Origin of the sequence: Dyadobacter arcticus (assembly GCF_011762185.1) — a bacterium.
Taxonomy (GTDB): domain Bacteria; phylum Bacteroidota; class Bacteroidia; order Cytophagales; family Spirosomataceae; genus Dyadobacter; species Dyadobacter arcticus.
The window spans coordinates 112,444-139,210 of record NZ_JAASQJ010000005.1 but is presented as its reverse complement, the minus strand read 5'-3'; the positions used below and the strand labels follow the sequence as shown (position 1 = coordinate 139,210).

The window sequence follows — 26,767 nt, the reverse complement described above, 5'->3', positions numbered from 1 at the left end:
CTAGCGACGTACTGCTTTGCCCAGTTTACCGGCGGCCTGCATGGTATTCATCTTTTTCATCATTCTTCGCATTTCATCAAATTGCTTGATCAGATTATTCACCTGTAAAATGGAAGTTCCGCTGCCCGTAGCTATTCTTTTCTTACGACTTCCATCAATCATATCTGGATTTTCCCGTTCCTTTGCGGTCATGGATTGAATGATGGCTTCAATGGGTTTGAAGGATTCATTGCTGATATCAAGATCTTTCATGGCACTGCCCATTCCAGGTATCATCCCGATCAGGTCCTTCACATTACCCATTTTCTTGATTTGCTGCAATTGGCCCAAAAAGTCATCTAAATCGAACTTATTCTGACGCATTTTAGCATTGATGCGTTTCGCCTCATCCTCATCAAAAGCCTGTTGTGCTCTTTCAACCAGGGAAATCACATCACCCATACCCAAAATCCTGCTCGCCATACGATCAGGATAGAAGGAATCAAGGGCTTCCATTTTTTCGCCGGTACTGATGTATTTGATGGGCTTATCAACTATCTGGCGAATGGATAATGCAGCTCCACCTCTCGCATCGCCGTCCAGTTTGGTCAGGACAACACCATCGAAATTAAGTCTCTCATTAAAAGTCTTTGCAGTATTCACCGCATCCTGCCCGGTCATGGAATCGACCACAAAGAGGATTTCGGAAGGTTTTACGGCAGATTTAATGTCTTGCACTTCCTGCATCATCACCTCATCCACCGCCAAACGGCCGGCCGTATCGACGATCACGATCTTCTTGCCAATTTTCCGGGCGTGAGCAACGGCATTCTGAGCAATGCTTACGGGATTAGTGTTTTCCGGCTCAGAGTAAACTTCCACACCCACTTGCTCGCCCAATATCTTCAACTGATCAATCGCCGCGGGACGGTATACGTCGCAGGCGGTAAGTAATACCTGCCTTCCTTGTTTTTTGAGTAAAGCTGCCAGTTTTCCAGAAAATGTGGTTTTACCGGAACCCTGCAGACCTGCGATCAGAATGACTGCCGGGTCGCCTTTAATGTTAATCCCTTCAGCCTGTCCGCCCATCAGTTCGGTCAGCTCTTCCTGAACGATCTTGACGAACATTTGTCCGGGCTCAACGGAAATGAGTATTTTCCGTTCGAGCGCCTTTTCGCGGATACGGTCGGTGATATCTTTGGCGACTTTGAAGTTAACATCGGCGTCGACCAGTGCTTTACGAACCTCCTTGGTGGTCGCGGCAACATTTATATCAGATATTCTATCCTTGCCTTTAAGTGTGCGGAAAGCGTTGTTGAGTTTGTCCTGTAAGTTTTCAAACATGGAGTAATATGTATGATTCTGATCCTGATTTCAAGTAATACACAAAGGTATAAATAAAATAAGGAGTACAGGATCGAGAATCCTGTACTCCCACAAATTCGGCGGAGTAATCCGTTTCAAAAAGCTTAATCTTTTGACTTAAATTTCGCAGCGATCCAACGGAACATTTTCTTTTCTTTTTCCCAAAAAAATGAGAACTGACCTAACAAAAATCCATACAATAGCAAAAGCGTCTGGTAGGTAGGAAAAATGAAAAGAATGTAGGTAATTGTTTTTAGCCACATTGGCGTGGCGTCATCGAAACCCAGCAAATGGAAAAGACCTTTGCGCAGCCAAACCACCGAAGAACCTGATAAGCTAAAAACGGCTAGTACCAGTAAAACCTGCCTGGTTGTTTCCAATCCCCACTTTGCCTGCATCTTTCCCAACCATGGCTGTGCGTTTTTTTCTCCGCTTTGCATATATCTTATCAATTGAATGTCTTAAAATTTTCACAAAGAAACAACGCGAAGCGCAATTATCCTTGATTTTAATAAATGTTTAATCAGGGGGTTCTGGCTAGAATAACCAGCCTAATTGAACAAGCACGCGTTCTTTTGCAATGACATGTCCCGAGGCGCTTTTCTGGGCAAGTGGCTTTTGGGCATTCACACCTAATGTCCATCGATTGGCAAATAATGTGATTCCAGCCGCTCCATTAAGTATCGTACCGCCTGTTTCTTTCAGGATTTCACCTTTTTGAATACCATGTTGGGATTTTTCACCATAAATTCCGACGCTGGGTGTGAGGGAAATGTTGCCGATTGTAAATGACCGGTAAAGATCCACAGAGCCAAATGATTGATTTCCGAAGCGATAATCCTGGGAGTTGGTTGTATTGAACTTCCTGGACACATTGGTTGCAAGTCCCCATTGATCTTTATTAATAGTATAAAATACATTTACAATGGCGTCTACACTTCCTGTACCAAGCTGAAAATTGGCATTGGCGACTTGTAAAGTGTTATTCTCGTCAAATTTAAACTTCCCGGTCGGCAGCTTGACCCCGCCGCCAATCATTAAGGTGTGCGTGAAAGCCGACTCGCTTTTGGTGTCCATCAAAGTGTTCAGCACATTGTAATTAGCTAGAATCGTAGCATCTCCAAAGCCATGCTGTTTTTTTACGTCCGCTGAAGTTACTTGTCTGTCAACACGATATGGCAAAAAAGCCATGACCTGAACCCTTTTGATCGGGAAAAACCGGGCATACAATTCACTGACATTGAAATGTTCCTCAGTCCGCAGCACGGTGCTGGACGAATGCGTTACAAAATCCAGTCGCTGATACCTGACTCCGAAAAGCGACTTATTTGATTGTGGCAATAAGCCAAAGTACGACCCGCTATTGGCGCAACCGCAGATGTCGCAAGCTTGCGTCTTCGGGGTTAGGGCCAAGAAAAGGATTAAAATGATATATCTGATCCTCATAATTTTTTACATTAATAATTAAAATGATGTGCCTACTCCTGGATCCGAAAGCTTGGCATCCTTTACGAATTGCTCGTCGCTTAATGTTCGCAAAAAGGCGACAATGGATTGTTTTTCTGCCGCCGTTAGCGCAATGCCGGTTTTCCCATCAGACTTTATAAAAATGGGATCCAATGTCGCCGAACTGTGAATGCTGTCCGAATAATGATCCAACACTTCTTCCAAAGTGCGATATCGGCCGTCGTGCATATACGGAGCAGTTAATCCTGCATTTCTCAGGCTCGGTACTTTGAATTTGTACTTGTCAGTTTCCGTTCCGGTCACTGCAAAGCGTCCCTGATCATTAACTTTAATAGGAACCAACCCATTGTTCCTGAAACTGAAATCCGTAAATAATTCGCCACTATGGCAACTGCTGCATTTGTTTTTAAAAAGCACTAATCCTTCTTTTTCCTGCGCTTTGAATGCGGTGACGTCGCCTTTTACGTAATAGTCGTATTTCGAATTGGCAGAAACCATGGTCAGCATGAATTGCGACAAGGCTTTCATCATCCGCTCACTGTTGATTTCCTCAGTACCAAATGCTTTTTTGAACATTGCAGGGTAATCCACAGGCTTTTTCGCGTTGGCAACTGGCGTGCTTTTGAGTTTCGTGATTACATTCTGCACTTTTTCTCCCATTTCCACAGGATTTTCAATCGGATTAAATGGCAGCAGATCAAGATCATGGACGCCCCCGTCCCAGAAAAATGACGGGTTCCAGGCCAAATTCTGCACCGCAGGAGAATTTCGCGTCCCAAGCAAATCGTCCACTCCATGACTCAGTTCGTGACCGTGATGGGTAAAAGCAGCTACCTGCTGGTGGCAGGTACCGCAGCCGATCTGATTGGTACGGGAAAGAATGCCGTCATAAAACAGGAAACGCCCGAGCTCAACGCCTTCTTCCGTCAAAGGATTCCTGCTCATATCGTAAACCGGATCGGGGAAATGGGCCGGTTTGATCCAGGTAACAGGGGTAGGCTCCTTGTCTTCGATAATGGGCTCAGGCGTTTCCGTTTCTTTTTTGCAAGAGAAGATGACTATGATTGGAAATCCTAACCACATCAGCATGGGCTTTGCACAAAGAAATTTGAATACGTTTTTCAATTTTTAAAGTTTATTGACTTTAATTATGAATATGGTCCAGCGTAAACATCTTGGCGTAATTGTTGGCAATCTCCTGTGATTTTGCCGCCTGCTGGCTCATAACGGTGTTATTTTGCGCAATGGAGAGGTTGGTGCCGGGGCCGTTAAACACTTTAAGTGCGTCCACCAACAAATGGACCTCCGGAACTTCCTCTGCTGTCACCGAGGCTTTGGACGACCCGAATTCCAGCTTGACAATTCTGGTATTATTTACTGTTTTTGTGTCAAAACCTCCAAAAAGGCCGATATGGTAGTAAAATTTACCATTTGCTGAGGTGGCTTTGCTGGAAGTGCCTTCCATTTTAAGAAATATGTAACCAGAGTTCCACGCCCAATACATCCCATCCTCCATGGTGCCACCCGGATCCAAAACGCCTTTACGTTTTTCAATTGGGGATGTGCTCCTTAAACTATCCACGCCTACCATGAACTCGACACCTGAGTAATCACCAACTGGTACATTTTTCAATTTGATGAACTGAGACTCTTTGTTATCTTCCTGAATAAGAAAATAGCTGGAATCCTGCGGAATAACGTGGCTGGTGCCGTCGGAACGTAATAGCTTAATGTTGGAAATGAAGTAGTTAAACTTGGTAATCACAAAGTCTTCTCCGAATGCATTGGTATTGGATGGACCACTCAAGACAAGATTTTTGTCGCCAACAACATTGTCGAATTCCAGGGTAATTCCTGACGCTGCGGTAGGTGAAGGTTCACTATCACTGCAGGCAGATAATGTAAGTATAAACGCACCCGCAAACAGGTATGCGCAAAAAGTGAATAGACTTTTCATGAAAATAGAATTTGAGCATCTGTATGACCAACAGACAGGCAAAACCTGAACGCCTTATTGGGCGAGGACAATACGAAATGCAATAAAAAAATAAGGAATCTTAAAACAGAAGCTGAGAGGTCAGCAGAGGGGCGGGTGAAAAATATCCCGTATATTGTTGGACGACCAAAACGAAGTAGCGAAACTGAATTTGGTAGTCTTTAAAAAAGTAAAAGCGAATTCAGGAGCGATGGCAATAGAACGAAAAGCAGAAAGATCCGTAGCGGATACAAGCAGTTTGGATAGGAAATCATTTTCTGCCTGCTTCTCTTCTTGTTTCTTGGCATCGGCAATTTTTTTTGCCAGATAACACTTTCCATCGCAATGCAACTGCGGACGGTTTCGGTTTTCGCAAAGATTGGCGATAATGTAGTCTCGTCGAACCTCAAAGTCCAGATATAACAAAGGGATCACCATTACTTTTACAAGCATGAGACTCAGCAGGCTGAGTGAAATCCATTGTTTTGTCAGACTTTTCAAAAATGCAATCGATCGGATAGTATCAAATTCAAAGGTAAAGAAGAACTCGTAGAGATACATGCACTAATTTCTTATTTTTGTTAAAACAACATTTCAGCGATGTCAGCAGTAGCACAAACCACATACTCCGAAAGCGACTATCTTCTTATGGAAGAAAAGGCCAGTTATAAAAGTGAATATTTTCGTGGGGAGATATTCATGATGGCTGGCGGCACGCCAAGCCATAACCGTATTAAAGAAAACTTATCAGGAGAAATACATTCTATCCTTAAGGGCCGACAATCCTGCAGAAGCTATTCAAGTGACCAGAGAATTCATATTCCTTCAAATACATTGTATACTTATCCCGACCTGGTAGTAGTTTGTGGGCCAGACAAGTTTTCCGAAAAGGATAAGAATTCAATTACAAATCCTACAATTATTATTGAGGTGCTTTCTGCTGGCTCCACAGGTTACGATCGTGGAGATAAATTCAGATTATACCGGGATATAGATAGCCTTCAGGAATATATTCTAATTAACTCTCTTAATATAGGTGCAGAAGTTTTCCGCCGCACCCCAGATAATCATTGGCTTCTTGCTTCTGAAGGGTACAAACTAACCGATTCGATATCCATTAAATCATTGGAAGCGTCACTATTGTTATCGGATATTTACGACAGGACTCAGAATGTGCTTGAAGGTGTTGTGGCAGAGCCCTCCGAAGAGTAATTTTCCTATATTTGCCCTTTAAACAATACGGGGTTACTTGCTCCGTTTATGTTCAAAGTTGTTTTTACACCCAATTGACCTCAATTTCATTCTCTTAACCGTTCACTTTTTATCTCTCATATGATGCTTCTGCAAGCACTTACTGACTCTACCGTGGCAGCACCCATTGCTGACCAGGGGCTTTCCGTTATAGATCTTCTCGCAAAAGGGGGCTGGGTCATGTTGCCGCTCGGACTTTTATTTCTGGCAACCCTTTTTCTGATTATTGAAAGGTTTTTGGGGATTAATGCGAATGGAAAAATTGAGCCGCAAGTCATTGATAATGTGAAAGATTTTATCCAGCAGGGAAATTTAAAGTCAGCAGAATCGCTTTGCAGAAACCAGCGGAACGCATCCGGGAGAATATTAGAACGCGCGATCGGCCGCATCGGATATCCAATCAAAGACATTGAGACAACCATCGAAAACGCAAGCCAGATTGAGATTCAGCGTATGGAAGGCAACTTGCCATATTTAGGTGTAATTGCAGGTATCGCGCCAATGCTTGGTTTCGTAGGTACCATTTCTGGTATCATCCGTATCTTTTATGATATCTCAATTTCCAATGACTTCAATATCAGCACGATCGCTGGGGGTATGTATGAAAAAATGATCACTTCCGGCTCCGGTTTGATCATTGGTCTGATTGCTTATGCAGGTTATCACTTATTGAACATGAAAATCGACGGCTTTGCATTGAGACTGCAAATGGCTGCTTCCGATTTTCTGGATGTATTACAGAAGCCGGTCGCTGCTAAGTAAAATATAAAAATATGAAAATACGTCGCAAGACCCGGTTTGTGCCGGAGGTGTTTACGCACTCTCTAAACGATATCATGTTTTTTCTTCTGTTGTTCTTCCTGATCATTTCGACAATGTCCAATCCGAATGTGATCAAGCTGATGTTACCAAAAGCATCGGCATCACAACAGATGTATAAAAAGCAGATCACGCTTTCAGTGGATGAAAATAAAGGTTATTTTATTGATAAAGAGCCTATTCCTTTTGATCGTCTTGAAGCAGAACTTCAAAGTATTTTTGCCAATGTTGAAGAGCGTACCATTGTGCTAAGGGTTGACAAAAACCTGGCCGTTCAGGATTTGGTAGATGTGCTGGAACTTGGAGCGAAGAATGACATTAAAATGGTCATGGCAACTGCAAAATAGAGCCATCATAAAATACCAATAAAACTGCCCTGGAAATTAAATTTTCAGGGCAGTTTTATTAATAAGCTACTGTTGAGCGCTTTGATAGATCCGCTCGACGATTTCCTGTAAAACCGCTCCTTGCTCTGCATTGCAAATGTTACTCTGCTTTCCTGTACATGCATCCAGGAAAGCAGCAGTATTTTTAAGCTGAATATCTGTTTCTTCAAGATGTGGAAACTCCATATTGGTTAGCTCGCCGGCGAATTCTGTATATATCGTAAATGGGTTCAGTAGCGCCCCGGCGCGCGTCCCGAAAACCTCCAGGTTTACATTTTTTTGCATTTTGGTATTTAAAGCAAAAGAGGAGGATAGCGATATGCTGGCGTTATCACTGAAAGACAAATGTGCAAAACAAGCGTCTTCGACCTCAAATTTTTCCGGATCCCAATCACCCATCAATCCTTTTCCACCGGCTTTCCCAATGAAATCATAGGTGTTGGCAACAATGCGATCAGGTATCTGATAATCCAGAATTCCCAACGCCAGATCGAGAATATGAACGCCTAAATCGATCAATGCACCGCCTCCCTGAATGGATTTGTTTGTAAAATTCCCCCAGCCTGGAATTCCCCGTCTGCGCAGGAAGTTGGCTTTAATGTGGTAGACCTTTCCTAATTCACCATTGCTGAGACATTTTTTGAGTAATGCGTATTCCTCCGTTTGGCGCAATTGGAAGTTATATGATAGAATTTTTCCTTTGTGAGCGGCCATAGCGGCCATTTCCCTGGCTTGCTGGCCGTTCATCGCAGGAGGTTTTTCACAAAATACGTGACAACCATTTTCCAGCGCCTGAATGGTAAAAGGGTGATGCAGATTATTCGCAGTGCAATTAACGACAATGTCCGGCCTGCCTCCACTTGCATACATTTTGGCCGCATCATTAAATGCAAACGGTATATCGTGTTTGTCTGCAAGCGCTTTTGCTTTGCTTAAATCGCGGCTGCAAATCGCCGTGACTTCAACCTGATCCGAAAGTGTTTTTAATGCGGGAATGTGATTTTGGTCGGCGATACTGCCGCCCCCGATGATGGCTGCTTTGAGAATTGACATGCAGTGAAATGAATAATGTTTCGAATGTGAAAATATCGAAACATTATTCAAATTCAACAAATGACTTTTTGACCAGTTTTGCTAGTCGTGCCATGATCGCTTCTAGTATTGGGTCGGCTTGTGATACTTGTACCGCGGAGTTGCAATTTGATAAGGAATGTATCTGTAGGTTACGTGGGAAGTACGAACTGTGTCACTTTTAACCGGTGTCGGGACGTTCTCAAGCACTGAAAAATCAAAGATTTTCTTTAATTGTCTTCCAAGGTCGTCCATTGTAAACAAACTTTCCGGTTGTTTGACTTTTAGGAATAAGCCCTGCCTTGTTTTGAGTCTCCCTTCTTCAAGGTCAAACTTGATTTCTATCGCTTGAGTCATCGCAACGGGCTTTCCGTTCTGAATGGCAGGCTCCCATTTAGGCATTTTTTTTACCAGATTTACGGCTTCCCAGTCAATTCCGAAACCAATACCTTTAATTAGCACAACGTCGCCAATTTTGCCCTCCTCATCAACTGTAAACTGAACAAGGGCAATCCCTCCAACATTGACCATCAAGGCGCGTTCAGGATATCTCATATTATCTTTCAGCCAATCTATCATGGCCGCATGCCCGCCAGGAAACTGTGGCTTTTGTTCGATCACTTTAAACCCGCTTTTGGTGGATTGATTTGATTTACCAACATTATAGTTGACAAATTTGTCCCCGGACTTCTCTGCGACCGAATTGACCGCAGCGTCTTCATGCAGCGTGATACTATAAATGGTTTTGTTCTTTTCTAAAAGCAATTCGAGCGACTTGAATTTTACGTGGCTGATCACCAGTCTGCCGTCAACAGGCATTGCATTTAATTCAAATTTCCCATCCATGTCTGTCGAAGTACCCCGTTTTGATCCGGCCAGAACAATGATCGCGTCTGATATTTTATTGCCTTTTCCATCAATCACGGAACCGCTGATGTTGACAGAGTCGCTTTTCATAAAGACGATTTTATCCCGGACTAACTCAACCTTATTCTGAATGCTTTGCTCAGGCACTTGTTCACGGGCAGCAGTAAGAAAAACAGCCAGCAATGTGATTGGTAATATCAAAATATATTTTCCCAGCAACCAGCGCGATGTCGGATTTTTATAGATCATGCGGATCCTGCTTTTGAGTAATGATGAATCAAAGAAATGATTGGTAACCGTTGTTTGAGGCACATTAAGTGCATAGGACACAAGGAAATTGGCGTATTGATCACGGTCAGAAATCTGCTGATCCGCTAGAAATTCGTGAACGGCCTGCATCGAACGTTTGTAAAACCAAACCACCGGGTTTATCCAAAAAACCACTTTCAGGAATTCAACAAATACAATGTCCAGGCTGTGCCATTGCCGGATATGGACATATTCATGTCTTAAAATGACATCTGGATTGTGTTTATAATCTTCGGCGCTGACAACTAACCATTTGAAGAAGGAAAAAGAACTGGTATCCACCCGTTGCGTTTCATCCAACAGTACAAGGGTGTGCCCTTCAACATTAAGACGGGCGCTTTTTTGTATTGTAATAAAAAGCTTATAAAAAGATAGAAGGAGGCGAGAAAGAAACACGATAACGCCCGCGCAATAAATGGGTAGCAAGAATGTTGTCCAGTCCAGCGCTGGTTTTTCGACCTGGGAAACAGCCGCCAATGTCTGCGACGCCGGAATGTTATAAATAGCTGCCGGAATAGATTCTGTATAAGTTTCTGAAACCTTAATGGAAGGAAGTATTAGAGAAATGATAAGCGATCCTAAAAGGTAAAACCGGTTCCAATGAAAAAATGTGTGTTTGCGGAATAGCAGCCAAAAGCAGCTATAAAATACGGCGAGAAATACATTGATTTTTGCAAGATAGAGGAGCGTTTCCATAGCTTCACTTTTTTGTAGTGATATAAACAACGCCGTCGCGCCCTTCCGCGCCGTAATTTGAAAGAGGATTCTTTACAACAGAAATAGTTTTGATAACATCCCGGTTCAAATGCTCATACGCCGCTGAACCGCGCTGTTCTTGCTTGATACCGTCGATAATAACCAGCGGTTGTGCCGTAGAGAGACTGCTTTTTATAGATAGTTGTGTCAGTGAGCTTGACGTTTGATCAGGAACGGCTGGCTTTTGTAGATTCATAGCTGGTCTGTCATCGGAGATCGTGACATCGGTTCGCGGTGTATTCGCTGCTGGCGCATCGCCAACTTCGATTTCCAAAACGCCGTTTTTCCCCTTATCGCCATATGCTACCAGTGCATAATCGTCTTTTAAAACCTTTACGCTTTTGATGTTAGCCGTATTGACTTTGGCAAGGTCGCTCGTACTCATCACTTTCCCGTTCACGATCATTAAAGGTTTTTTACCATCATTTGTTTTGAGAACAAGGCCGGATTTGGAAGTGCCTTTGTTTGCACCAGTTTCATCTTCAATCTGAAAGTTGATGGGCAGGTTATACCTTACATTTACAGGGATACCGCCCTGTTTTCCGGGTTCCCATTTTGGGAATTGAGACAAAACTCTGATCGCTTCCTCATCGCAGCCATATCCAAGCCCTTTCAACACCTGAATATCAGCTATTTCGCCATTTTCTGTTACAACAAAGGAAAGGAATACCCTTCCGGTTATGTTTGATTTCACCGCCTTCTCAGGATATTTTAAATGATCACCAAGGAATTTAAACATCGCCTTATTTCCTCCTGGGAATTTGGGTTGCTCTTCAACGACTGTGAAGATCTTCTTATCAGCAATTGCTTCCTTACCCAATGCTTTTCTTTCCGCGATGGGCTGGTCATTTTCCTTGCGTTCACAACCGGCGATGATTAAAGCCGCAAAACCAATGAGACTAAATGCGATCAAATAAGTACTCAATAACCATTTCGAAGTTCTGTGTTTGTAGATCATCTGGATTCGGCTTTTGATTTGTGATGGTTTGAAAAAATGATTGGTAAGGGAAGCAACGGGTGCGTGAAGAGCGTAGGCAACCAAAAATTTTGCATAATGTTCCCGATTTGGAGCTTGTTCATCAGCGAGAAACTCGTGTACTTCCTGAAAAGAGCGCTTGTAAAGCGGCAACACTGGATTGAACCAAAAGACAACCTTCATCACCTCGGTAAACAAAATATCTAAACTATGCCACTGATGAGTATGCACCATTTCGTGCCTTAGAATCGAATCAAAGTGGTTTTCGTAGTCACTTCTATTGATTACGATCCATTTTAGGAATGAGAATGATCCAATGTGATTGGAATCGATCAGCACCACTTTACAGTCATCTAAGTCAATGATTTCACCTGCATTCAAAAATTTTTTCAGTTGCAGGATATGGTAAGCCAAGTGATAAGTTGCAATCGAAAAACCGATTCCGTAAATAAGCCAGATTATCTGAGGCCAGGTCATCAGTGGCTTTTCAACATTTTCCGTTGGCGCAAATGTGAAATCGGCGGCTGTAATTTCATAGTTCACCGGAAGCGTTGGAGCAGTTTCCGGATAAATAATGAGAGGCAATGTAAATGCAATGCATAAGGACCCGAGAAGATAAAAGCGGTTCCATTTAAAAAAAGTATGGTTACGCAACATGAGCCAGTAACAGGCGTAAAGCATAATCCAATACAAATTAACCTTGCCGAAATAGATTAAAGTATCCATGGCTAACAGATTTTATTGGTCGTTTTTATGATCATTGATGAGTTTCATAATTTCATCCAAATCCTTGGTTTTGAGATCATTGTCTTTCACGAAGAATGAAACCAGATTGGGGAGAGAGTTGTCAAAATAATTGACCATCAACTGTTTCATCTCGTAACGCTTATATTCTTCCTCGCTGATCAAAGGGAAATATTCGTGGGTTTTTCCGTAGGCGGTGTAACCTACAACCTCCTTTTTCTCTAAAATCCGGATGATCGTGGAAACTGTATTGTAGGCAGGCTTGGGTTCCGGAATCTCAGCCAGTATATCTTTTACAAAGGCTTTTTGGAGGTGCCAGAGTATCCTCATTATTTCTTCTTCAGCGCGGGTAAGCGTGCGAATATCCATATTAATTGATCTTTTAGTACTAAATAAACCGGTAAATCAAAGTTAATACTATTTACTTAGTTTCAAAACTATTTTATTAGTTATTAAGCAAATAAAAAACGGCGAAGGATGATTCGCCGTTTTCTGAGTTGACTTAGTTAGGTATAGTTTATGCAAATTCAGATCCTTTGTCTTTAAGGTATTTTCCAACGTTACAAATAATTCCATCCAAGATGATCACATCCTGGTTCCAATCCAGTACCTGCCAGTCTGAACCTGAGGTCGCGATCATCACTTTCTTAGGCTCAGTTGAAAACCAAATCACTTTTTCAGCACCAAAATCCAGGAGTTTCTTGGTTTTCAGGGTTATGTAACTGTTTTCAGAATATTCTTTGGTCTCGATGTTTGTGTCAACCTCGATGCAAATTTTGGGAGTTACCGATATATACTTTTTATTAATCAACTCTATCGGGAGTTGATTGTTTTCAAAAATCAGAATGTCGCCTGCAAGGTTATTCTTCCTATCCAGATGAAGTCCAGCTTCATTGGTCAAAAAGGTATATTGATTCTCATCCAAATGTCTGACAATGATTGTGAGCAGATATGTAATAATAAATGCTTGTAGCGAGCTGGTTCCCAATATGTCGTCAATTGTCCGGGTTCTGTTCAATACATCACGATAACCTTTCCGATAGTAAGGTTTGCCGTCTATTATTTCATGAATCAAAACGTTGGGTACATTCTTCGCAGAGGCTTTTGGAAAAACATTGCTCGGAACTGGTGAAGCTATCATGGTGGTGATCCGTTTGCTTAGTATCAAATATAATCAATTTTGATTTTCCGTATTTCTTATTTTTCCTGCGGTAGAATATCAATTTTCTAACGGTAAAATATCTGAAAACCAAGAAGCAGCAAGGGGATACCCTGCTGCTTCCTGAAATAAAATGCTATATTCTTTTTACTCAACCACACTCAATTTCACTGTATTCGTTTTGCGTTGCCGCGAAACAGGCATACTGAGGGTGTTGATAAATACATCGCCTTTTTGCAATTCTCCTTTTTCAACCAGGAAAAGCTTAATATCCTCGATTAGATCATCCGTGGATACGCCCTGATCACGATCGTAAAAGAATACTTTGGTGCCCCAATACAATGCAAGCTGGTTCATAAGCACTTTATTGGAAGTGAAAATCAGTAAATTGGCTTTTGGACGGTGATGGGATAATCTGAAGGAAGTGTAGCCAGAGCGCGTAATCCCAATAATCGCAGCGGCTTGCGTATCACGAGCAAGACGACAGGCGCTCATCACAACATTATCGTTCAGCTTATAAGTACCGGAATTTTCATTTACAAAGGCATGGTGTTTAAAATATATGCTGTTAGTAGAAGATTCCACCTTTTCAATCGTACGTGTCATACTTTCTACGGCTAGCAGCGGATACATACCTGAGGCAGTTTCAGCACTTAACATTACTGCATCAGCGCCGTCCAAAACGGAGTTAGCAACATCATTTAGTTCCGCACGGGTTGCGCGCGGACTTTCGATCATGCTTTCCAGCATTTGAGTTGCCACAATGACCGGTTTCCCTGCCTTATTGCATTTGTCGACGATCATTTTCTGGATCATCGGAACTTCCTCTGCGGGAAGTTCTACTCCCAAGTCACCACGAGCTACCATTATCGCATCAGTAGCTTCAATGATTTCATCAATATTCAATATCGCCTCCGGCTTTTCTATCTTGGCAACGAGCCGCGCCGTTTTACCCTTGCTGGTAATATATTCTTTTATTTTTATGATTTCAGCAGCCGTACGAACAAAAGACAATGCGACCCATTCCACGTTATGTTCAAGGCCAAAATCCAGATCTTCATAATCCTTGGTAGTTACTGATGGCATGGAAACTCTGGTATTGGGAAGGTTTACGCCTTTTTTTGATTTGAGATAACCCCCATAAATCACCTCCGTAACCACGTCGGTTCCGTCCATTCCGGTAACCAGTACTTCCAGCTTTCCGTCATCCATCAAAATACGATCGCCAATTTTTACATCATTATACATGCCGTCGTAGGGCGTACTAACCTTTTCGGCTGTTCCCAGAACTTCGGTATTAGATAAGATCAGTTTTTTACCCGCTTCAATTAAAACACCTTCCTTATCGGCGACAAGACCAATCCGGATTTTTGGGCCTTGTAAATCCTGCAAAATCGCAAGGTTCAGACCATATTCTTCATTGATTTCGCGAATGGTAGTTAATCTTGCAAGGTGATCGGCGTGCGTGCCGTGGGAGAAATTAAGCCGAAAAACGTTGACTCCGGCTTTTGCCAATGCATATAATGTTTCTTTCGTTTCAGAGGCGGGGCCTACGGTTGCAACAATTCTTGTTTTTTTGGAAGACATAGATGAGTACGCAGTAAGTAATGGTTTTTAGAAACAATCCACATCGATGACAACCTGGATGCTTTTTAATGTCTTATCGGTCAATGTGTCAATTACCTTTTCCTGAATAAATGACTTAGCCGCCTTAAAATTAATCTTTTCTCGTTCAAGTTTGATGAGAATATCGAACAAAAACTGATTTCTTACTCTTTCAACCAAAGGTGGTTGAGGTCCTAAAATCCGGCTTGCACCCAGATTAGACGTTAATTTTTCCGCTAAAATCTTAGCAGCTCTTTCCGAAGTTGCCTCATCTGGATGCTTGACGGTGACCTTTATTAATCTGGTAAATGGCGGATAACTGAACTTTTCACGCTCCACGATCTCAGATTCATACATTCCTTCATAATCATTTGTAACGATCCGTTCGAGGAGCTTCTGCGATGGGTTAGCAGTTTGGATCAGAACTATACCGGGCTTATCGGCACGCCTTCCTGCCCGGCCACTTACCTGGGTCAGCATTTGAAAGGCACGTTCAGATGCACGGAATTCAGGGAAATGAATGATCCTGTCTGCGTCAAAAATGCCAACCATGCTGACATTATCAAAATCAAGCCCTTTACTAACCATTTGTGTGCCCACCAGAATGTCAATCCCACCCTCCTCAAATTCCTGAATGATCTGCTGATAAGCATTTTTCGCGCGGGTAGTATCAAGGTCCATACGCTGAACCCTTGCCTCGGGAAACATTAGATGTAGCTCATCTTCAATCTTTTCTGTGCCGAAACCCATTGTTTTTACTTTGGGCGAACCACAATTCGGGCAGGTCCTTGGCACTTCCTCTTTATGCCCGCAATAATGACAGCGCAATTCCTTAACCTTCATGTGGTAAGTAAGACTTACATCGCAATTGGGACATTCAGAAATCCAGGAGCATTCCTCACATTGCAGATAAGGAGAATATCCGCGTCGGTTTTGAAATAGAATAGTCTGCTCTTTGTGGTTAAGATTATGTTTTAAATGCTGGATGAGCACAGATGAAAATTCATTTTTCATCTGTTTTTGTTTTTTTTCTTTTTTCGTATCAATCAGTTCAAAAGTAGGCAAAGCCGCATTTCCAAAACGCTCCTTCATTTCCACCAGCCCATATCTCCCGCTTTTGGCGTGATAGTAACTTTCCAGAGAAGGGGTCGCAGATCCCAGCAATGTTTTTCCTTTATGCATATATGACATGATCACTGCCACATCACGGGCATTGTAACGTGGGGCTGGGTCGTGCTGCTTGTAGGAAGTTTCGTGCTCTTCATCCACAATGATTAATCCGAGGTTATCAAACGGAAGAAATATGGCGGACCTCACGCCAACTACAAATTGGAACTTCCCGTCCAATATCCCCTTCCAAACTTCGACACGCTCATTGTCAGAAAATTTGGAGTGGTAAATACCCATTACATCTCCGAAAACCTTCCTTAACCTGATCACAATCTGGGTAGTAAGGGCAATTTCAGGCAGGAGAAACAATACCTGAGAGCCGCTTCCTAAAACCTGCTTGATCAATTCGATATAAACCTCAGTCTTGCCGCTTCCAGTGATTCCATGAAGCAAAACAACTTCTTTTTCTGCCAACAAGTCCTGGATCTGTCTTGAAGCCTCTTTTTGGGATTCTGATAGTGTTATATTGGCCATGTTACCGGCTGGAATGTCCTCAAATCGAGAGACAAAAATTTCGAACTGCTCAAAAATGCCTTTTTTAATAAGGGTATTTAGTGATGCATCCGAGATCCCTTCATCCACGGCAAAAATGGCTTTATCTAGTCCTTTTTGGTTCAGTTCCGGATTGTTATAAACTGGAATGTAACTCAGGTATTTTAGCAGGATATCCTGCTGCTTCTGTGTTTTTTCCAACGACGCGGCAAGCTTGGAAAGAGCCTCTTGGGTAATGTATGAAGCGGTAAGCCTTATTTTTTTGACTACTTTTGGCTTGTACCTTTCTTTAACTTCTTCATAAAGAATGACAGCGCGTTTGCCAACCAATGACTTAATGATCGAAGTAATGTTCGATTTTTGCAACAACCTCTCTACTTCTTCGTAGGATAGGGTTTGATGTCTCTTAATTTCCTCAATGACAATCCTTTCCTGATCGGTCAGCAAGTCTTCGTACTCAAATTCCGGGTTAAGTTGTATTCTCGACTGACTGGTGATTTTGAGGCCGGCTGGCAGTGCAACATTAAGTACTTCGCCGATGTTGCATAAATAATATTCTGCGACCCAATTAAAGAGTTCAAGCTGCTTCGCAGTTACAATCGGCTGATCGTCAAGCAATTCCAAAATATACTTTGCCTGGTATTTAACCGGAGGATTCGGATGAATCCTGGCGACAACTGCCGTAATAACCCTTTTTTGCCCAAATTGAACAATCACCCTGGCACCCACTTTGATCAATTCGCTCATTTCCCTGGGCACCCTATACGTAAACAATGCAGGAACCGGGACCGGCAAAATCAAATCAGCGAATAAAGTGGTTTCTTCCTCGAAAAAGGAGGTCATTGATTGTGTGATAAGTTCATCTCTTGGGTTTAAAAAAGATTTTCGTCTTTTTTGGGTGCTTTCGAGTATCAAATACGGCCAGCAATGCGATCCGATCTAGATAGATTTTATAGATCAAAAAGTTGTGTTTTGTTATTAACGCTTCACGAACAGAGTTCTTTTGAGAGATTTGTCTATATATGCGGGGATGTTTGGCAATTAAAGCCAGTAGTTTCTCTGTCCTCTCGACAAAGGCTTTTGTAACTTGTTCACTCCAAGTTTCTTCAAGGTAAGCGATAATGTCGTGAAAATTATCAAGTGCGCGTGGCGACCAAATAATCTCTAAAGCCATTTTTTGTAAGTTTCTCTGGCAATATTATGGGGTATGCCCTTACCAGCATCTACTTGCCTGATAGATTCCTCAACATCCGAAATCACCTTTTCCGGTAGATCATTCCAATTGCCAGTCTCATCAACAGTTTCAAAAATTAATTTAATAGCATCAATAATGCTTTCGTTGTCGGTATCCAACAACCGCTTCGCCAGCTCGATCTTTTCAGTCTGAATATCCATAGTCAAATTTACACTTTTGAATTTTAGTTACAATCAACCAATCAGCCCAACTTCCAGCGTAGCTGCATTCTCCCAGCCTACCATTGCATTAAAAAGTCTGATTTTGTGGTACGTCAAAATCTCGTTCTCCGAAATATCCCTTTCCTCAACAACCCCCGAATCCAGCAGAAAAGCCCTTTGCGTTCCAGGCAGGAGGTAAGTCGATGGCGTAAACCATTTCGCCCCGTCGAAAAAAGCGACATTGCAATAAAAGGAGTCAGTTACCATTCCATCTTTAATGATCAGGACTTCATCGGCGTCTTCGCGCTGCGCAAATAAGGTGTTTAGCTCGTCGCGATCATTGTATTTATAGGTATAGTCAATGGTATCATCATAAACCTTCCGGATTTTCCGGATTGCTCTGGGAGCGTAAGGTTCCCATTTAATGTTATCGATCTCTTTACCGTAGGCAATTCTGCATTTATGTAGCTCATTTTCAATACAGTCGGGAAGGATAATCATTTCGGATAGGTTCCAGTAATCCGTAAAACCCCAAAGTTCCTTTCTCGTTTTGTTTAACCTTGCTTCGTGGTAATCCAGATGTTTAAATTCACGGTTTTCAACGCGGATTGTTTCAATACACAGTGTGTGGGACATGGCTGAAAGGAAGGTAAACTTTATCAATTAATTCCTGATACTCATTTTGTGCATTGCTGAGCGCGGTGATTCCGCCGCCACTTTTAAAAATAAGACTGTCCTGCTGATTTTCGATAAACCGTATCATCACGGCACTTTCAAAATTTTCACCATCAAAATAACCCATCACACCGGTGTAATAACCCCTGTCATAGCCCTCCGCTTCCTCAATGATTTTCAATGTACTCGGTTTTGGAGCCCCGGTTATGGAACCAGCCGGCAGCAGCCTCAAAAGCAGATCTCCATATTTGCCTCGAAAACTTTCTGGTAAAATACCCGAAATTTCGGAGCTGACCTGCAAAAGTGTTTTATCATTTGTCTCAATCCTGTCGATATACCGATATTTTTCAACCCAAACCTTTTCTGCAACCATGCTCAGGTCATTTCGGATCAAATCGACAATCGTAGCATGTTCAGCGGCTTCCTTAAGATCCGACATAATCACTTGTTCCGCATTCGGTATCGACGCGTCGATGGTACCTTTCATTGGGAAGCTGGAAATGCGGTTTCCATTAATCCTGACGAAGATTTCCGGAGAAAAACAGACAAAATCATTTTTATACCAAAGCCTGTAAAGTGCTTCACTATTTGTATAAATCTCGCTAAGGGTAAGATTTGTGCTAATTGCTGTTGGAACTGAAAGATTAACCAAAAAGGAATTTCCAGCCTTCAGGTTTCTGATCACATAATCAAATTTGATCTGATATTCCTCAAATGAGATAGGTCTTCTATGGAAATAATAGTCCTGAGAAAGCTCTTCTTTTGCTAGTAAATAGTGATTTGTGAACCCATTGAAATCAAATTGAATGGAAGTCGGATCAACATCTTCCAATTTCCAGGCAATTGGATTTTCAAATTTATAGTCCACGAAAAACAGAAAAGGGGTATTCGATTTTCCCCATTCGTTCAGATTACCAACAAAATTGTGGACGGTATCTTTCAAACTAAAAGATTATAATTGAACAATTTCAACAGTTAGCTAATTTACAAAGTTCAGAAACCAATATCTAAATTAGAGAGTTAAAAGAGGTACAAGGAAGCTTTAATACCGACTGCCAAAGCCGATAGCCATTAAAAAAATGCACATATACGACGTTATTATCATTGGGGGAGGGCCTTGCGGACTTGCTATGGGTGTGGAAGTTGCAAAAAGTGGTTTAGACTACCTGATCCTTGAAAAGGGAAATCTTACCGAATCCATTCGCCGCTATCCGCTACGGATGAAATTTTTCTCAACTGCGGAAAATATTGAGATTGGAGGCATTCCGTTTGCGATTTCGGATGTAAAGGCAAATCGAAATGAAGCATTGCAGTATTATCGGAAAGTAGCATGTTACTTCCACCTTAATTTCAAGCTTTTTATTGATGTAGACCGTGCAGAAAAGCAGGCCGATGGTACATTCCTGACTTATTCGAATGATGGACAAATCTTTCAGTCAAAAAATGTGGTACTGGCAACAGGCTATTTTGATGTGCCCAGAATGCTGAATGTGTCCGGAGAAAATCTTCCGCATGTTTCACATTACTATGATGAGCCGTTCAGATACTCGTATACGAATGTGGTTTTGGTGGGAGGTTCCAATTCATCTGTGGAGGCGGCATTGGAATTGTACCGCCACGATGCAAATGTGACCATAGTTCACAAGGAAGCCGATTTTCGGACCAAAGTGAAATATTGGCTGGTGCCGGATGTGAAAAATCGGGTGAAGGAAGGGAAAATCCACACGCGTTTTAATAGCATTACCCAAGCCATTGAGCCGGGAAGAATTCAGATCAAGAATATTGAAAACGGTGAAACAGAGTGGCTTCCCGCTGATTTTGTATTTCTGCTGGTAGGTTACCTGCCCGATGAACATTTAATCGCAAGATGCGGAGTTGAACTCGATCCAGTTACCAAAGTGCCGACTTTTGATCCCGATACTTTCGAAACCAACGTGACCGGCTTATATCTTTGCGGTACAGTAATGGCTGGCGTTTTTACTGAAAAAGTATTTATAGAAAACGGCCGCGACCATGCGGCTGCCATTGCGGATCATTTGTCAGGTAGGGAAATTCGGAAAGTAAAAGAACTGATTGACAGGATATGAGCTGCCGTCATTCCTCTACTAATGCCAATTTTCTCTTTTTCTTTTTCATGGATACACGTTCAATTTTACCAACCAATCCATTTGCCCCGACTCCGTAACCGACATTTCCAGCAAAACTGAGCGAGTGAAATCCTTCTTTTCCGAGTTTACGCCAGGATTTGCCCTTATCGATGGAAACACTTGTTCCCGAAGGGCCGCTGGCAATCAATGCATAATCATCCCAACGTAATTCAGTTTCTCCTGTCCAGACGGCGTCCGTTTTGTGGTAAAGGGCTACAACTTCTTTAAGTCCGCCTGGTTTTGTCATACCCGTAAGTTGCCAGGTCACACCGCCGTCTTTGGTCATTAATACATTTTGTGTTGAATCAACAGTCTTTTTATAATCTCCACCCACCGCCATTCCGTGTTTTTTTGACCAAAATCTTAAACCAAAAATGCCACTCGTCGGGCCGGCTGGCAAAGGTGTGGATGATACTTGCCAGGACTGTCCATAATCCTCGGATCTGAAAACGCGGGCCATTTTGCTTCCACCAGTTCCAATGTAGACATGACCCTTCCCATTTGTTAAAATAGAAGTACCGCTTGCGGCAAAGCAGGCCTCTCCCGGCTCGGCCACCGGTCGCTTTTCCAAGGGTTGCTCTTCCCAGTTTTTGCCGCCGTCATTGGTAGTGATGATAAACAATCTGCCTTGTATCGGATCTCCCAGACAAATGCCTTTATTTTTGTCCCAAAAGTCGATTCCATCCAGAAAAACCCCATTTTGTGTAGTTTGGTACACAAGCTTCCAGCTCTCTCCTCCGTCCTCAGTACGGTAAATTTTGGCCTTGTCGCTTTCCGAAGGACCCGCGCTCATAGCGATTGCCGTTTGCCTATTAAAAACATGAATATCACGAAAATCAAGTGAGTCGGCGCCCGATACCTTATAGGTTGACCAGGTTTTTCCGCCATTAAGTGTTTTGAGAATGGTACCTTTTGAACCGCCAATCCAACAAATGCTTGGCGTAATGGCATGAACGGCCCGCATATGAATAGCAGGCTTTATAGTGTAGATTGTCCATTGGGCAAAAGTCGACGAGGGGATGGTTATGCCGAATAACACTAACAGACAACCAAACATCCTTAAGTAAATCAAGTTGGACTTTTTCCGGTAAATTGGCACAATATTTTTGTTGTAAGCAGTTCAATTCATTTAATCACAAAATAAGAAATTCATATGAACAAGAATCAAAAATTTTTGATCGCTTCAATTGGTGCTCTGATCACAGGCATTGCAATTGGTCTGTTGGTTGCCCCGAAAAACGGAAAGGATACTCGCAAATTAATTAAAAATAGGGCTAACGATCTTGGTGGCAACGCGAAAGATAAATATGAAAAAAGCCTTGAAGAGTTGTCTGTTTTGGCTGATAAACTGAAAGAGGGATTTTTGAAAAACGTGAATACTGTAAAAGACAAGGCTACTACGGTTGCTGAGAATGTGAACGATAAAGTTCGCGGTGTAGTAAACAACAATGCTTAGTAGTAAATATTAGGAATTTCTAAGGGCTGCTTTTTAGACGGGGCAGCCCTTTTTATATGTCTTTACTTTGGAATATCGCCAATGATTTCCTTGATTAATTTATCGATATCAGCGGTGAAGCTCTTACTTTTTTCAGGGATAATTCCGCTGCCGCCACCTTGCCACACCATTTTGTTATTAGCAGCGTCCACCAGGTCGATCATCAAAGTCCCTTCGCGGTACTTCCCAATGACAACTTCTTCGCTTTTCCAGGAATACCTACGTTGGCCCATATACCTGGGCAATCCTTCGGTCCTAAAATCAGTTTGTCGGGTTTGCAATTGATCTTTTACCGAAAGCGCAATGTTGATTTTCAGGTTTGCGTCCCGGGCTTCATCCAAACCTCTCGCCTGCAGGTTCTCGGCTATGGCATTTTTGATAATACCAACGTTCGTTTCAAAATTTTCAGGAATTGTGTCGCCGTGGGCTTCAATGTCATAAAAGCCAAAGGTAGAATAATCAGAAAGTCGGAAATTAACTTCCTTTTGCGGTTTTAAGATCTTGTAAGAAGCGCTGCAATTAAAAAGCAGAAAGCAGGAAAACAGCAAAAGTGGGCGCAAGGAATTTTTCATATTGAAATAATTAAAGGATTAACCGATAACACTTCCTAATTCTTTCGCAGCAGCCATGCTGATGCTTTTGTAATGCATGAACTCAGTCATGATGGATTCCTGTTCTTCGCCAGTATTTGCATGAACTGCCTGTTGCAGACATACCTTCATTTTTTCCTCAATAAAAGCCTTTTTAAGCCTTAGAATGTTGTTGAAAGACGTTTTGTCGAGCACATCAATTTCTAAAGGAACGTCAATGTGATGTTTGTCCTTCCATAAATCGCTTAATTCATGTCTGACAGTCAACCACTCTATCGTTTGATCACGGATTTCTGATTCATGGTGATTTAAAAAATAGTCAGTTGGCAAAACGTGATTCCTACCGAAATTTTCACGGAACAATGTCAGCAAATGATGAAAAATGGGGTCTTTGAAATCAATACCATCTATTTGACCCAATACATATTGGCATACGCTAATGGTAGGTTCAAGTTCTTTGGTTCCGTAAACAACCAGCAGTTTTACAAAGGCTTCTTCCTGATAATGCAGCCTACTTCTTGGCGGCGCTTCTGCAAAATCATTTTCCAGCGGGAAAAAATCGGCAGAAATTTCAGCATTCTGCCGGGATTCATCATTCGAAAACGACCCAAGATCCTTCGGGCCCTCTGGGGATGATATTTCGGATGGTTGCCGTCTATCCTGGCTTTTTTGAGTCTGAAGTTTTCTGAGTTGTTTATTCCCTTCCGTTATTAGCATTTGCTCATCCACCTTCATCATTTCTGACGTCCTGTGGAAAAATACCTGCCGTTTAATGGCATCCGGTATTTTGACAATACTGTTAACAACATCTCCAATCACCGCTGCCTGTCTGAATGGATCGTTGCCTGCATCCGCCAATAGAATCTCTGTTTTGAACGAGATAAAATCCTTGGAAGCCTTTTTTAAATGCACTTTGAACGCTTCCGCACCAACCTTCCGCACGAAACTGTCCGGGTCGTCACCATCGGGAAAAAGAACGACATTGACATTCAAACCTTCCTCCAATACCAAGTCGAGACCGCGCAATGCGGCCTTAATTCCAGCAATATCGCCATCGTACAGAATGGTAACATTGGGCGTGAACCGGCCGATCAAACGTATCTGCTCTACCGTAAGCGAGGTCCCCGAGGAAGCAACCACATTCTCGATCCCAGCCTGGTGCAGCGATATTACATCTGTGTAGCCTTCCACCAGATAGCAATGATCCAGCTGGCGGATTGCGTTTTTAGCCTGAAATATGCCGTAGAGAACGTCACTTTTATGATATACATCGGTTTCAGGCGAATTTAAATATTTTGGCTGATTCGCCCCCTTTTGGTTTGCGTTAGCCTTGTCAGATTTTAGGATCCGGGCACCAAAAGCGATTACCTTACCGGATACATGGTGTATAGGAAAAATGACCCGCCCCCTGAACCGGTCGTAACCTGTTGTCTGGCGATCTCCCGGACGGCTTCCTTCTCTGTGGATAAGTAAGCCGGCTTTCTCCAATATCTCGGGCGAATAACCCTTCTCCAGTGCCTCTCGTATAAACGAATCCCAGGTATCGAGGCTATAACCGAGCTCGAACTTCTTACGAATCTCATTCGTAAATCCACGTTCCCGAAAATAGCTTAGCCCGACGGCCTGGCCTTCTTCACTATCTTCTAATTGCTGGCGATAGAAGTTCTTTGCGAAATTTAAAATGATATACAGACTTTCCCGCTCGTTCTGGCGGATAGTCTCTTCATCGGTTAATTCTTCCTCTTGGATTTCAATGTTGTACTTTCCAGCCAGATAACGCAACGCTTCTCCATAACCGATGCCATCAATATCCATTACGAATTTGATAGAATCTCCTCCTGCCCCGCAGCCAAAGCATTTATAGATTTGCCGGGAGGGGTTTACATTGAAGGAAGGAGTCTTTTCATTGTGAAAAGGGCAGCAGGCAGAATAATTTGCTCCCTTTTTTTTGAGTGATACAAAATCCCCCACCACTTCCACGATATCGGCAGTCTGCTTGATGCGTTCAACGGTTTCGGGATTAATGCGCATGTTTCGTCGGTCAGTTTACACGTTCGCGGAGTTTTATCGGACCCTCTTTGGTATTTTTGTCAAGCTTCATGTTCAGCAATTCCACGAGGAAGGAGAATGCCATTGCGAAATACGCATACCCTTTTGGGATTTCATAGTGAAAAGCTTCGGCTACCAGCAGGGTACCAATCATCAACAAAAAAGACAATGCTAAAATTTTGATGGACGGATGATTATTTACAAAATCCCCGATTTTGCTTGCGAATGCAATCATGATCAAAGTTGAGGCAACGACAGCCGCGATCATGATAGGTATCTCTTTTACCAGGCCAACCGCGGTAAGTACCGAGTCAAAAGAAAAAATAATGTTGAGTAGTGCTATCTGAACCAATGCGCCTCCAAAGGTTATCGTTGCCTTGGAGGATTTTTCTCCGGATGGTAAGTCCTCAGTCTCACCTTCCAGCTTATGGTGAATTTCTTTTGTGGTACTATAAAGCAGGAAAAGTCCTCCTCCGAGTAAGATTAGGTCACGGCCACTAAAACCATGTCCCCAGAGTGTAAGCAGATCCTGTTTCAAACCGATGACCCAGGAAATTGCAAAAAGCAGGGCTACTCGAAGTACTAATGCAATAAGCAATCCTTGATTCTGTGCTTTTTTTCGTTGAGATGCTGGAAGTTTTCCGGCGACAATGGTAATAAAAATGATATTATCAATGCCGAGAACAACCTCTAATAAAGTTAGCGTTAATAAACTTATCAATGCATCCGTCGTAAAAAACGCTTCCATGAATAAAAGTTATGATGAATATTTTTCTGCGAAAGTAATCAGGTATGATAGTTTGACCAATAATTAAATAATATTTTCGTAAATTTGATGCCCTGGCTTCTTACACCCGGGCAGGACTTTAGAATTGTCCATTATTTTCTTACTAGAATTTAGAAATTCACAATCGAAAGTTTTTTTCTAATTACTTTAGTTTGTTATTTTGCGATATTGAAACTTAGTTTAGGAATTATCAAACGAGATATATAGATATTAAAAATATAGTGTGTGTATAGTGTGAAACAGGGCATGGAAATTTTTCTATGCCTTTGTTTTTTTCGGACAGTTCACATCACATACCTCGTTTTTGTCCAGGTACTTTTTGTCCAGGTACAAATTATATAAGGAAATAAGATCATCCACCGGGTCGGCGTATATCATCTGAGGAGCTTCTCTATCTAACAAATTCCCTGCCAGTACAATAGCATCCCGAAAATCAACTTTCATAATATCCCTAAAAAGCCAGCAGAAAGCTGGTCGCTCCACAGAATCGGATGCAAATATTGGAACATTTGCCTCCATCGCTTCATGGATAGACAATGATACCCCGTCGGTTGTAGTATTACGGATGAAGGCGTCCGAAATACGAAGAATGCACCGGAAATCATGAGCATACGTTACGAAAAGAACATTGGAAGGGACATTTTCAAATGTGCTCTTCATGTACTTCTCATAATTTTTCGAAGGGTCGGATATGATTAGTGCAACATCCGGTTCGCTTTTGACACGTCGGATTATATCAGATATTCCATAAGTTTCACTCCCATTTCGATCGAAAGCCAGGTTCCAGGCATTGGTACAAAGGATTATTTGATAACTTTTGATAAATGTGGTCAGGACAAAAAGTTGCTGCTCGCTTAATTCTGGAACGTCAGCTGACGATATAAATGTGGAGATCCGCCTCGCATTTTTGTTAAGAAATATTGCTTTTTGAAAGCTCCCCGCATTTTGAACAACCGGCACGGACGCTAGCCACGCGGACATGCTTACCATCCAATTTCCAAATATCCCATAGCGTCCCCAGTTTCCATGGTATGTGATGATCAACTTTTTGGCAAATATCTTGCAAAAAAGAGCGAAGATGAGCTGTTGATAGGGTTTGGATAGGTGCAGATGGATCACTTGATGGCGTACTATCTTTAAAATAATCACAAACCATTGGTCTCGTTCTAAGTCACAAAAGGAAAATCGCGTAAATTTTTTTTCTTTCAATCCCCTTACCAATCTGCTTATATGAACGG

General features: G+C 42.3%; 27 protein-coding genes. 5 read left to right on the top strand and 22 right to left on the bottom strand.

All coding sequences use genetic code 11. From position 1 onward, the window contains the following. From ffh to FHS68_RS26290, 6 genes are all read right to left on the bottom strand, one after another. On the bottom strand, positions 1–1,323 hold the full coding sequence (gene ffh, locus FHS68_RS22155) for a signal recognition particle protein (protein WP_167275077.1): 1,323 nt from the start codon (positions 1,321–1,323) through the stop codon (positions 1–3). Between the two features lie 125 nt (positions 1,324–1,448). Further along, complete coding sequence (locus FHS68_RS22150) at positions 1,449–1,784, bottom strand: DUF6787 family protein (protein WP_167275074.1); 336 nt, start codon at positions 1,782–1,784, stop codon at positions 1,449–1,451. Positions 1,785–1,881: 97 nt separating this feature from the next. Then, positions 1,882–2,790, bottom strand: a complete 909-nt coding sequence (locus FHS68_RS22145; protein ID WP_167275071.1) for a transporter family protein — start codon at positions 2,788–2,790, stop codon at positions 1,882–1,884. Between the two features lie 18 nt (positions 2,791–2,808). Then, a complete protein-coding gene (locus FHS68_RS22140; protein WP_229212020.1) occupies positions 2,809–3,936 on the bottom strand; it encodes a cytochrome-c peroxidase in 1,128 nt (375 codons plus the stop codon). Positions 3,937–3,955: 19 nt separating this feature from the next. Next, on the bottom strand, positions 3,956–4,768 hold the full coding sequence (locus FHS68_RS22135; RefSeq protein ID WP_167275069.1) for an MbnP family protein: 813 nt from the start codon (positions 4,766–4,768) through the stop codon (positions 3,956–3,958). 120 nt (positions 4,769–4,888) lie between these two features. Then, complete coding sequence (locus tag FHS68_RS26290) at positions 4,889–5,347, bottom strand: hypothetical protein (RefSeq protein WP_208408400.1); 459 nt, start codon at positions 5,345–5,347, stop codon at positions 4,889–4,891. Between the two features lie 39 nt (positions 5,348–5,386). Here FHS68_RS26290 and FHS68_RS22125 point away from each other — a divergent pair, with 39 nt between their 5' ends. The 3 genes from FHS68_RS22125 to FHS68_RS22115 all read left to right on the top strand — a co-directional run bounded on the left by FHS68_RS22125 (position 5,387) and on the right by FHS68_RS22115 (position 7,203). Further along, a complete protein-coding gene (locus FHS68_RS22125; RefSeq protein ID WP_167275066.1) occupies positions 5,387–5,998 on the top strand; it encodes a Uma2 family endonuclease in 612 nt (203 codons plus the stop codon). Positions 5,999–6,118: 120 nt separating this feature from the next. Further along, positions 6,119–6,799, top strand: a complete 681-nt coding sequence (locus tag FHS68_RS22120) for a MotA/TolQ/ExbB proton channel family protein (protein ID WP_167275063.1) — start codon at positions 6,119–6,121, stop codon at positions 6,797–6,799. An 11-nt stretch (positions 6,800–6,810) separates the two neighbouring features. After that, a complete protein-coding gene (locus FHS68_RS22115) occupies positions 6,811–7,203 on the top strand; it encodes an ExbD/TolR family protein (RefSeq protein ID WP_167275061.1) in 393 nt (130 codons plus the stop codon). A 66-nt stretch (positions 7,204–7,269) separates the two neighbouring features. Here FHS68_RS22115 and FHS68_RS22110 read toward each other — a convergent pair whose 3' ends face one another. The 11 genes from FHS68_RS22110 to FHS68_RS22060 all read right to left on the bottom strand — a co-directional run bounded on the left by FHS68_RS22110 (position 7,270) and on the right by FHS68_RS22060 (position 19,404). After that, positions 7,270–8,295, bottom strand: coding sequence for a Gfo/Idh/MocA family protein (locus FHS68_RS22110; protein WP_167275058.1), 1,026 nt, complete (start codon positions 8,293–8,295; stop codon positions 7,270–7,272). Positions 8,296–8,397: 102 nt separating this feature from the next. After that, the gene (locus tag FHS68_RS22105; RefSeq protein WP_167275055.1) at positions 8,398–10,185 is read right to left on the bottom strand and encodes a M56 family metallopeptidase; all 1,788 of its coding nucleotides are present in this window, start codon (positions 10,183–10,185) and stop codon (positions 8,398–8,400) included. 4 nt (positions 10,186–10,189) lie between these two features. Next, positions 10,190–11,947, bottom strand: a complete 1,758-nt coding sequence (locus tag FHS68_RS22100) for a M56 family metallopeptidase (RefSeq protein ID WP_167275053.1) — start codon at positions 11,945–11,947, stop codon at positions 10,190–10,192. 12 nt (positions 11,948–11,959) lie between these two features. Continuing rightward, positions 11,960–12,334, bottom strand: coding sequence for a BlaI/MecI/CopY family transcriptional regulator (locus FHS68_RS22095; protein WP_167275050.1), 375 nt, complete (start codon positions 12,332–12,334; stop codon positions 11,960–11,962). A 148-nt stretch (positions 12,335–12,482) separates the two neighbouring features. Further along, the gene (locus FHS68_RS22090) at positions 12,483–13,106 is read right to left on the bottom strand and encodes a Uma2 family endonuclease (protein ID WP_167275047.1); all 624 of its coding nucleotides are present in this window, start codon (positions 13,104–13,106) and stop codon (positions 12,483–12,485) included. A 165-nt stretch (positions 13,107–13,271) separates the two neighbouring features. Then, positions 13,272–14,711, bottom strand: a complete 1,440-nt coding sequence (gene pyk, locus FHS68_RS22085) for a pyruvate kinase (RefSeq protein ID WP_167275044.1) — start codon at positions 14,709–14,711, stop codon at positions 13,272–13,274. Between the two features lie 27 nt (positions 14,712–14,738). Then, a complete protein-coding gene (gene priA / locus FHS68_RS22080) occupies positions 14,739–17,234 on the bottom strand; it encodes a replication restart helicase PriA (RefSeq protein ID WP_167275042.1) in 2,496 nt (831 codons plus the stop codon). Between the two features lie 16 nt (positions 17,235–17,250). Continuing rightward, positions 17,251–17,565, bottom strand: coding sequence for a type II toxin-antitoxin system RelE/ParE family toxin (locus tag FHS68_RS22075; protein WP_167275039.1), 315 nt, complete (start codon positions 17,563–17,565; stop codon positions 17,251–17,253). Further along, complete coding sequence (locus FHS68_RS22070; RefSeq protein WP_167275036.1) at positions 17,556–17,786, bottom strand: hypothetical protein; 231 nt, start codon at positions 17,784–17,786, stop codon at positions 17,556–17,558. Before FHS68_RS22070 ends, FHS68_RS22075 begins: the two co-directional genes overlap by 10 nt. Positions 17,787–17,819: 33 nt before the next feature. Next, positions 17,820–18,422 (bottom strand): aminotransferase class IV family protein, encoded by a 603-nt coding sequence (locus FHS68_RS22065; RefSeq protein WP_167275033.1) that lies wholly within the window; start codon positions 18,420–18,422, stop codon positions 17,820–17,822. Continuing rightward, positions 18,400–19,404: an aminodeoxychorismate synthase component I gene (locus tag FHS68_RS22060; RefSeq protein WP_167275031.1), complete on the bottom strand. Its 1,005-nt coding sequence runs from the start codon at positions 19,402–19,404 to the stop codon at positions 18,400–18,402. The genes FHS68_RS22065 and FHS68_RS22060 overlap by 23 nt, the downstream gene beginning before the upstream one ends. Before the next feature lie 136 nt (positions 19,405–19,540). Here FHS68_RS22060 and FHS68_RS22055 point away from each other — a divergent pair, with 136 nt between their 5' ends. Further along, complete coding sequence (locus tag FHS68_RS22055; protein WP_167275028.1) at positions 19,541–20,548, top strand: YpdA family putative bacillithiol disulfide reductase; 1,008 nt, start codon at positions 19,541–19,543, stop codon at positions 20,546–20,548. Positions 20,549–20,555: 7 nt separating this feature from the next. On the opposite strand, the gene FHS68_RS22050 is transcribed toward FHS68_RS22055, so the two are convergent. Next, positions 20,556–21,572, bottom strand: a complete 1,017-nt coding sequence (locus FHS68_RS22050; protein WP_229212019.1) for a WD40/YVTN/BNR-like repeat-containing protein — start codon at positions 21,570–21,572, stop codon at positions 20,556–20,558. 189 nt (positions 21,573–21,761) lie between these two features. Between FHS68_RS22050 and FHS68_RS22045 the strand changes: the two genes are divergently transcribed. Beyond that, the gene (locus tag FHS68_RS22045) at positions 21,762–22,064 is read left to right on the top strand and encodes a YtxH domain-containing protein (protein WP_167275023.1); all 303 of its coding nucleotides are present in this window, start codon (positions 21,762–21,764) and stop codon (positions 22,062–22,064) included. Between the two features lie 62 nt (positions 22,065–22,126). On the opposite strand, the gene FHS68_RS22040 is transcribed toward FHS68_RS22045, so the two are convergent. The 4 genes from FHS68_RS22040 to FHS68_RS22025 form a co-directional block, all read right to left on the bottom strand. Further along, complete coding sequence (locus tag FHS68_RS22040) at positions 22,127–22,675, bottom strand: DUF4136 domain-containing protein (protein ID WP_167275020.1); 549 nt, start codon at positions 22,673–22,675, stop codon at positions 22,127–22,129. Between the two features lie 18 nt (positions 22,676–22,693). Then, positions 22,694–24,724: a DNA primase gene (gene dnaG, locus FHS68_RS22035; protein WP_167275018.1), complete on the bottom strand. Its 2,031-nt coding sequence runs from the start codon at positions 24,722–24,724 to the stop codon at positions 22,694–22,696. A gap of 10 nt (positions 24,725–24,734) precedes the next feature. Then, on the bottom strand, positions 24,735–25,490 hold the full coding sequence (locus FHS68_RS22030; RefSeq protein WP_167275015.1) for a TerC family protein: 756 nt from the start codon (positions 25,488–25,490) through the stop codon (positions 24,735–24,737). A 297-nt stretch (positions 25,491–25,787) separates the two neighbouring features. Next, entirely contained in the window at positions 25,788–26,648 is an 861-nt protein-coding gene (locus FHS68_RS22025) for a glycosyltransferase (protein WP_167275012.1), read from the bottom strand. Between the last annotated feature and the right edge of the window lie 119 nt (positions 26,649–26,767).

Bases quoted from the DNA above. Each gene is read 5' to 3' on its own strand.
- ffh (WP_167275077.1), bottom strand. From the start codon at position 1,323: ATGTTTGAAAACTTACAGGACAAACTCAACAACGCTTTCCGCACACTT.
- FHS68_RS22150 (WP_167275074.1), bottom strand. From the start codon at position 1,784: ATGCAAAGCGGAGAAAAAAACGCACAGCCATGGTTGGGAAAGATGCAG.
- FHS68_RS22145 (WP_167275071.1), bottom strand. From the start codon at position 2,790: ATGAGGATCAGATATATCATTTTAATCCTTTTCTTGGCCCTAACCCCG.
- FHS68_RS22135 (WP_167275069.1), bottom strand. From the start codon at position 4,768: ATGAAAAGTCTATTCACTTTTTGCGCATACCTGTTTGCGGGTGCGTTT.
- FHS68_RS26290 (WP_208408400.1), bottom strand. From the start codon at position 5,347: ATGTATCTCTACGAGTTCTTCTTTACCTTTGAATTTGATACTATCCGA.
- FHS68_RS22125 (WP_167275066.1), top strand. From the start codon at position 5,387: ATGTCAGCAGTAGCACAAACCACATACTCCGAAAGCGACTATCTTCTT.
- FHS68_RS22120 (WP_167275063.1), top strand. From the start codon at position 6,119: ATGATGCTTCTGCAAGCACTTACTGACTCTACCGTGGCAGCACCCATT.
- FHS68_RS22115 (WP_167275061.1), top strand. From the start codon at position 6,811: ATGAAAATACGTCGCAAGACCCGGTTTGTGCCGGAGGTGTTTACGCAC.
- FHS68_RS22110 (WP_167275058.1), bottom strand. From the start codon at position 8,295: ATGTCAATTCTCAAAGCAGCCATCATCGGGGGCGGCAGTATCGCCGAC.
- FHS68_RS22105 (WP_167275055.1), bottom strand. From the start codon at position 10,185: ATGGAAACGCTCCTCTATCTTGCAAAAATCAATGTATTTCTCGCCGTA.
- FHS68_RS22100 (WP_167275053.1), bottom strand. From the start codon at position 11,947: ATGGATACTTTAATCTATTTCGGCAAGGTTAATTTGTATTGGATTATG.
- FHS68_RS22095 (WP_167275050.1), bottom strand. From the start codon at position 12,334: ATGGATATTCGCACGCTTACCCGCGCTGAAGAAGAAATAATGAGGATA.
- FHS68_RS22090 (WP_167275047.1), bottom strand. From the start codon at position 13,106: ATGATAGCTTCACCAGTTCCGAGCAATGTTTTTCCAAAAGCCTCTGCG.
- pyk (WP_167275044.1), bottom strand. From the start codon at position 14,711: ATGTCTTCCAAAAAAACAAGAATTGTTGCAACCGTAGGCCCCGCCTCT.
- priA (WP_167275042.1), bottom strand. From the start codon at position 17,234: ATGACCTCCTTTTTCGAGGAAGAAACCACTTTATTCGCTGATTTGATT.
- FHS68_RS22075 (WP_167275039.1), bottom strand. From the start codon at position 17,565: ATGGCTTTAGAGATTATTTGGTCGCCACGCGCACTTGATAATTTTCAC.
- FHS68_RS22070 (WP_167275036.1), bottom strand. From the start codon at position 17,786: ATGGATATTCAGACTGAAAAGATCGAGCTGGCGAAGCGGTTGTTGGAT.
- FHS68_RS22065 (WP_167275033.1), bottom strand. From the start codon at position 18,422: ATGTCCCACACACTGTGTATTGAAACAATCCGCGTTGAAAACCGTGAA.
- FHS68_RS22055 (WP_167275028.1), top strand. From the start codon at position 19,541: ATGCACATATACGACGTTATTATCATTGGGGGAGGGCCTTGCGGACTT.
- FHS68_RS22050 (WP_229212019.1), bottom strand. From the start codon at position 21,572: ATGCGGGCCGTTCATGCCATTACGCCAAGCATTTGTTGGATTGGCGGT.
- FHS68_RS22045 (WP_167275023.1), top strand. From the start codon at position 21,762: ATGAACAAGAATCAAAAATTTTTGATCGCTTCAATTGGTGCTCTGATC.
- FHS68_RS22040 (WP_167275020.1), bottom strand. From the start codon at position 22,675: ATGAAAAATTCCTTGCGCCCACTTTTGCTGTTTTCCTGCTTTCTGCTT.
- dnaG (WP_167275018.1), bottom strand. From the start codon at position 24,724: ATGCGCATTAATCCCGAAACCGTTGAACGCATCAAGCAGACTGCCGAT.
- FHS68_RS22030 (WP_167275015.1), bottom strand. From the start codon at position 25,490: ATGGAAGCGTTTTTTACGACGGATGCATTGATAAGTTTATTAACGCTA.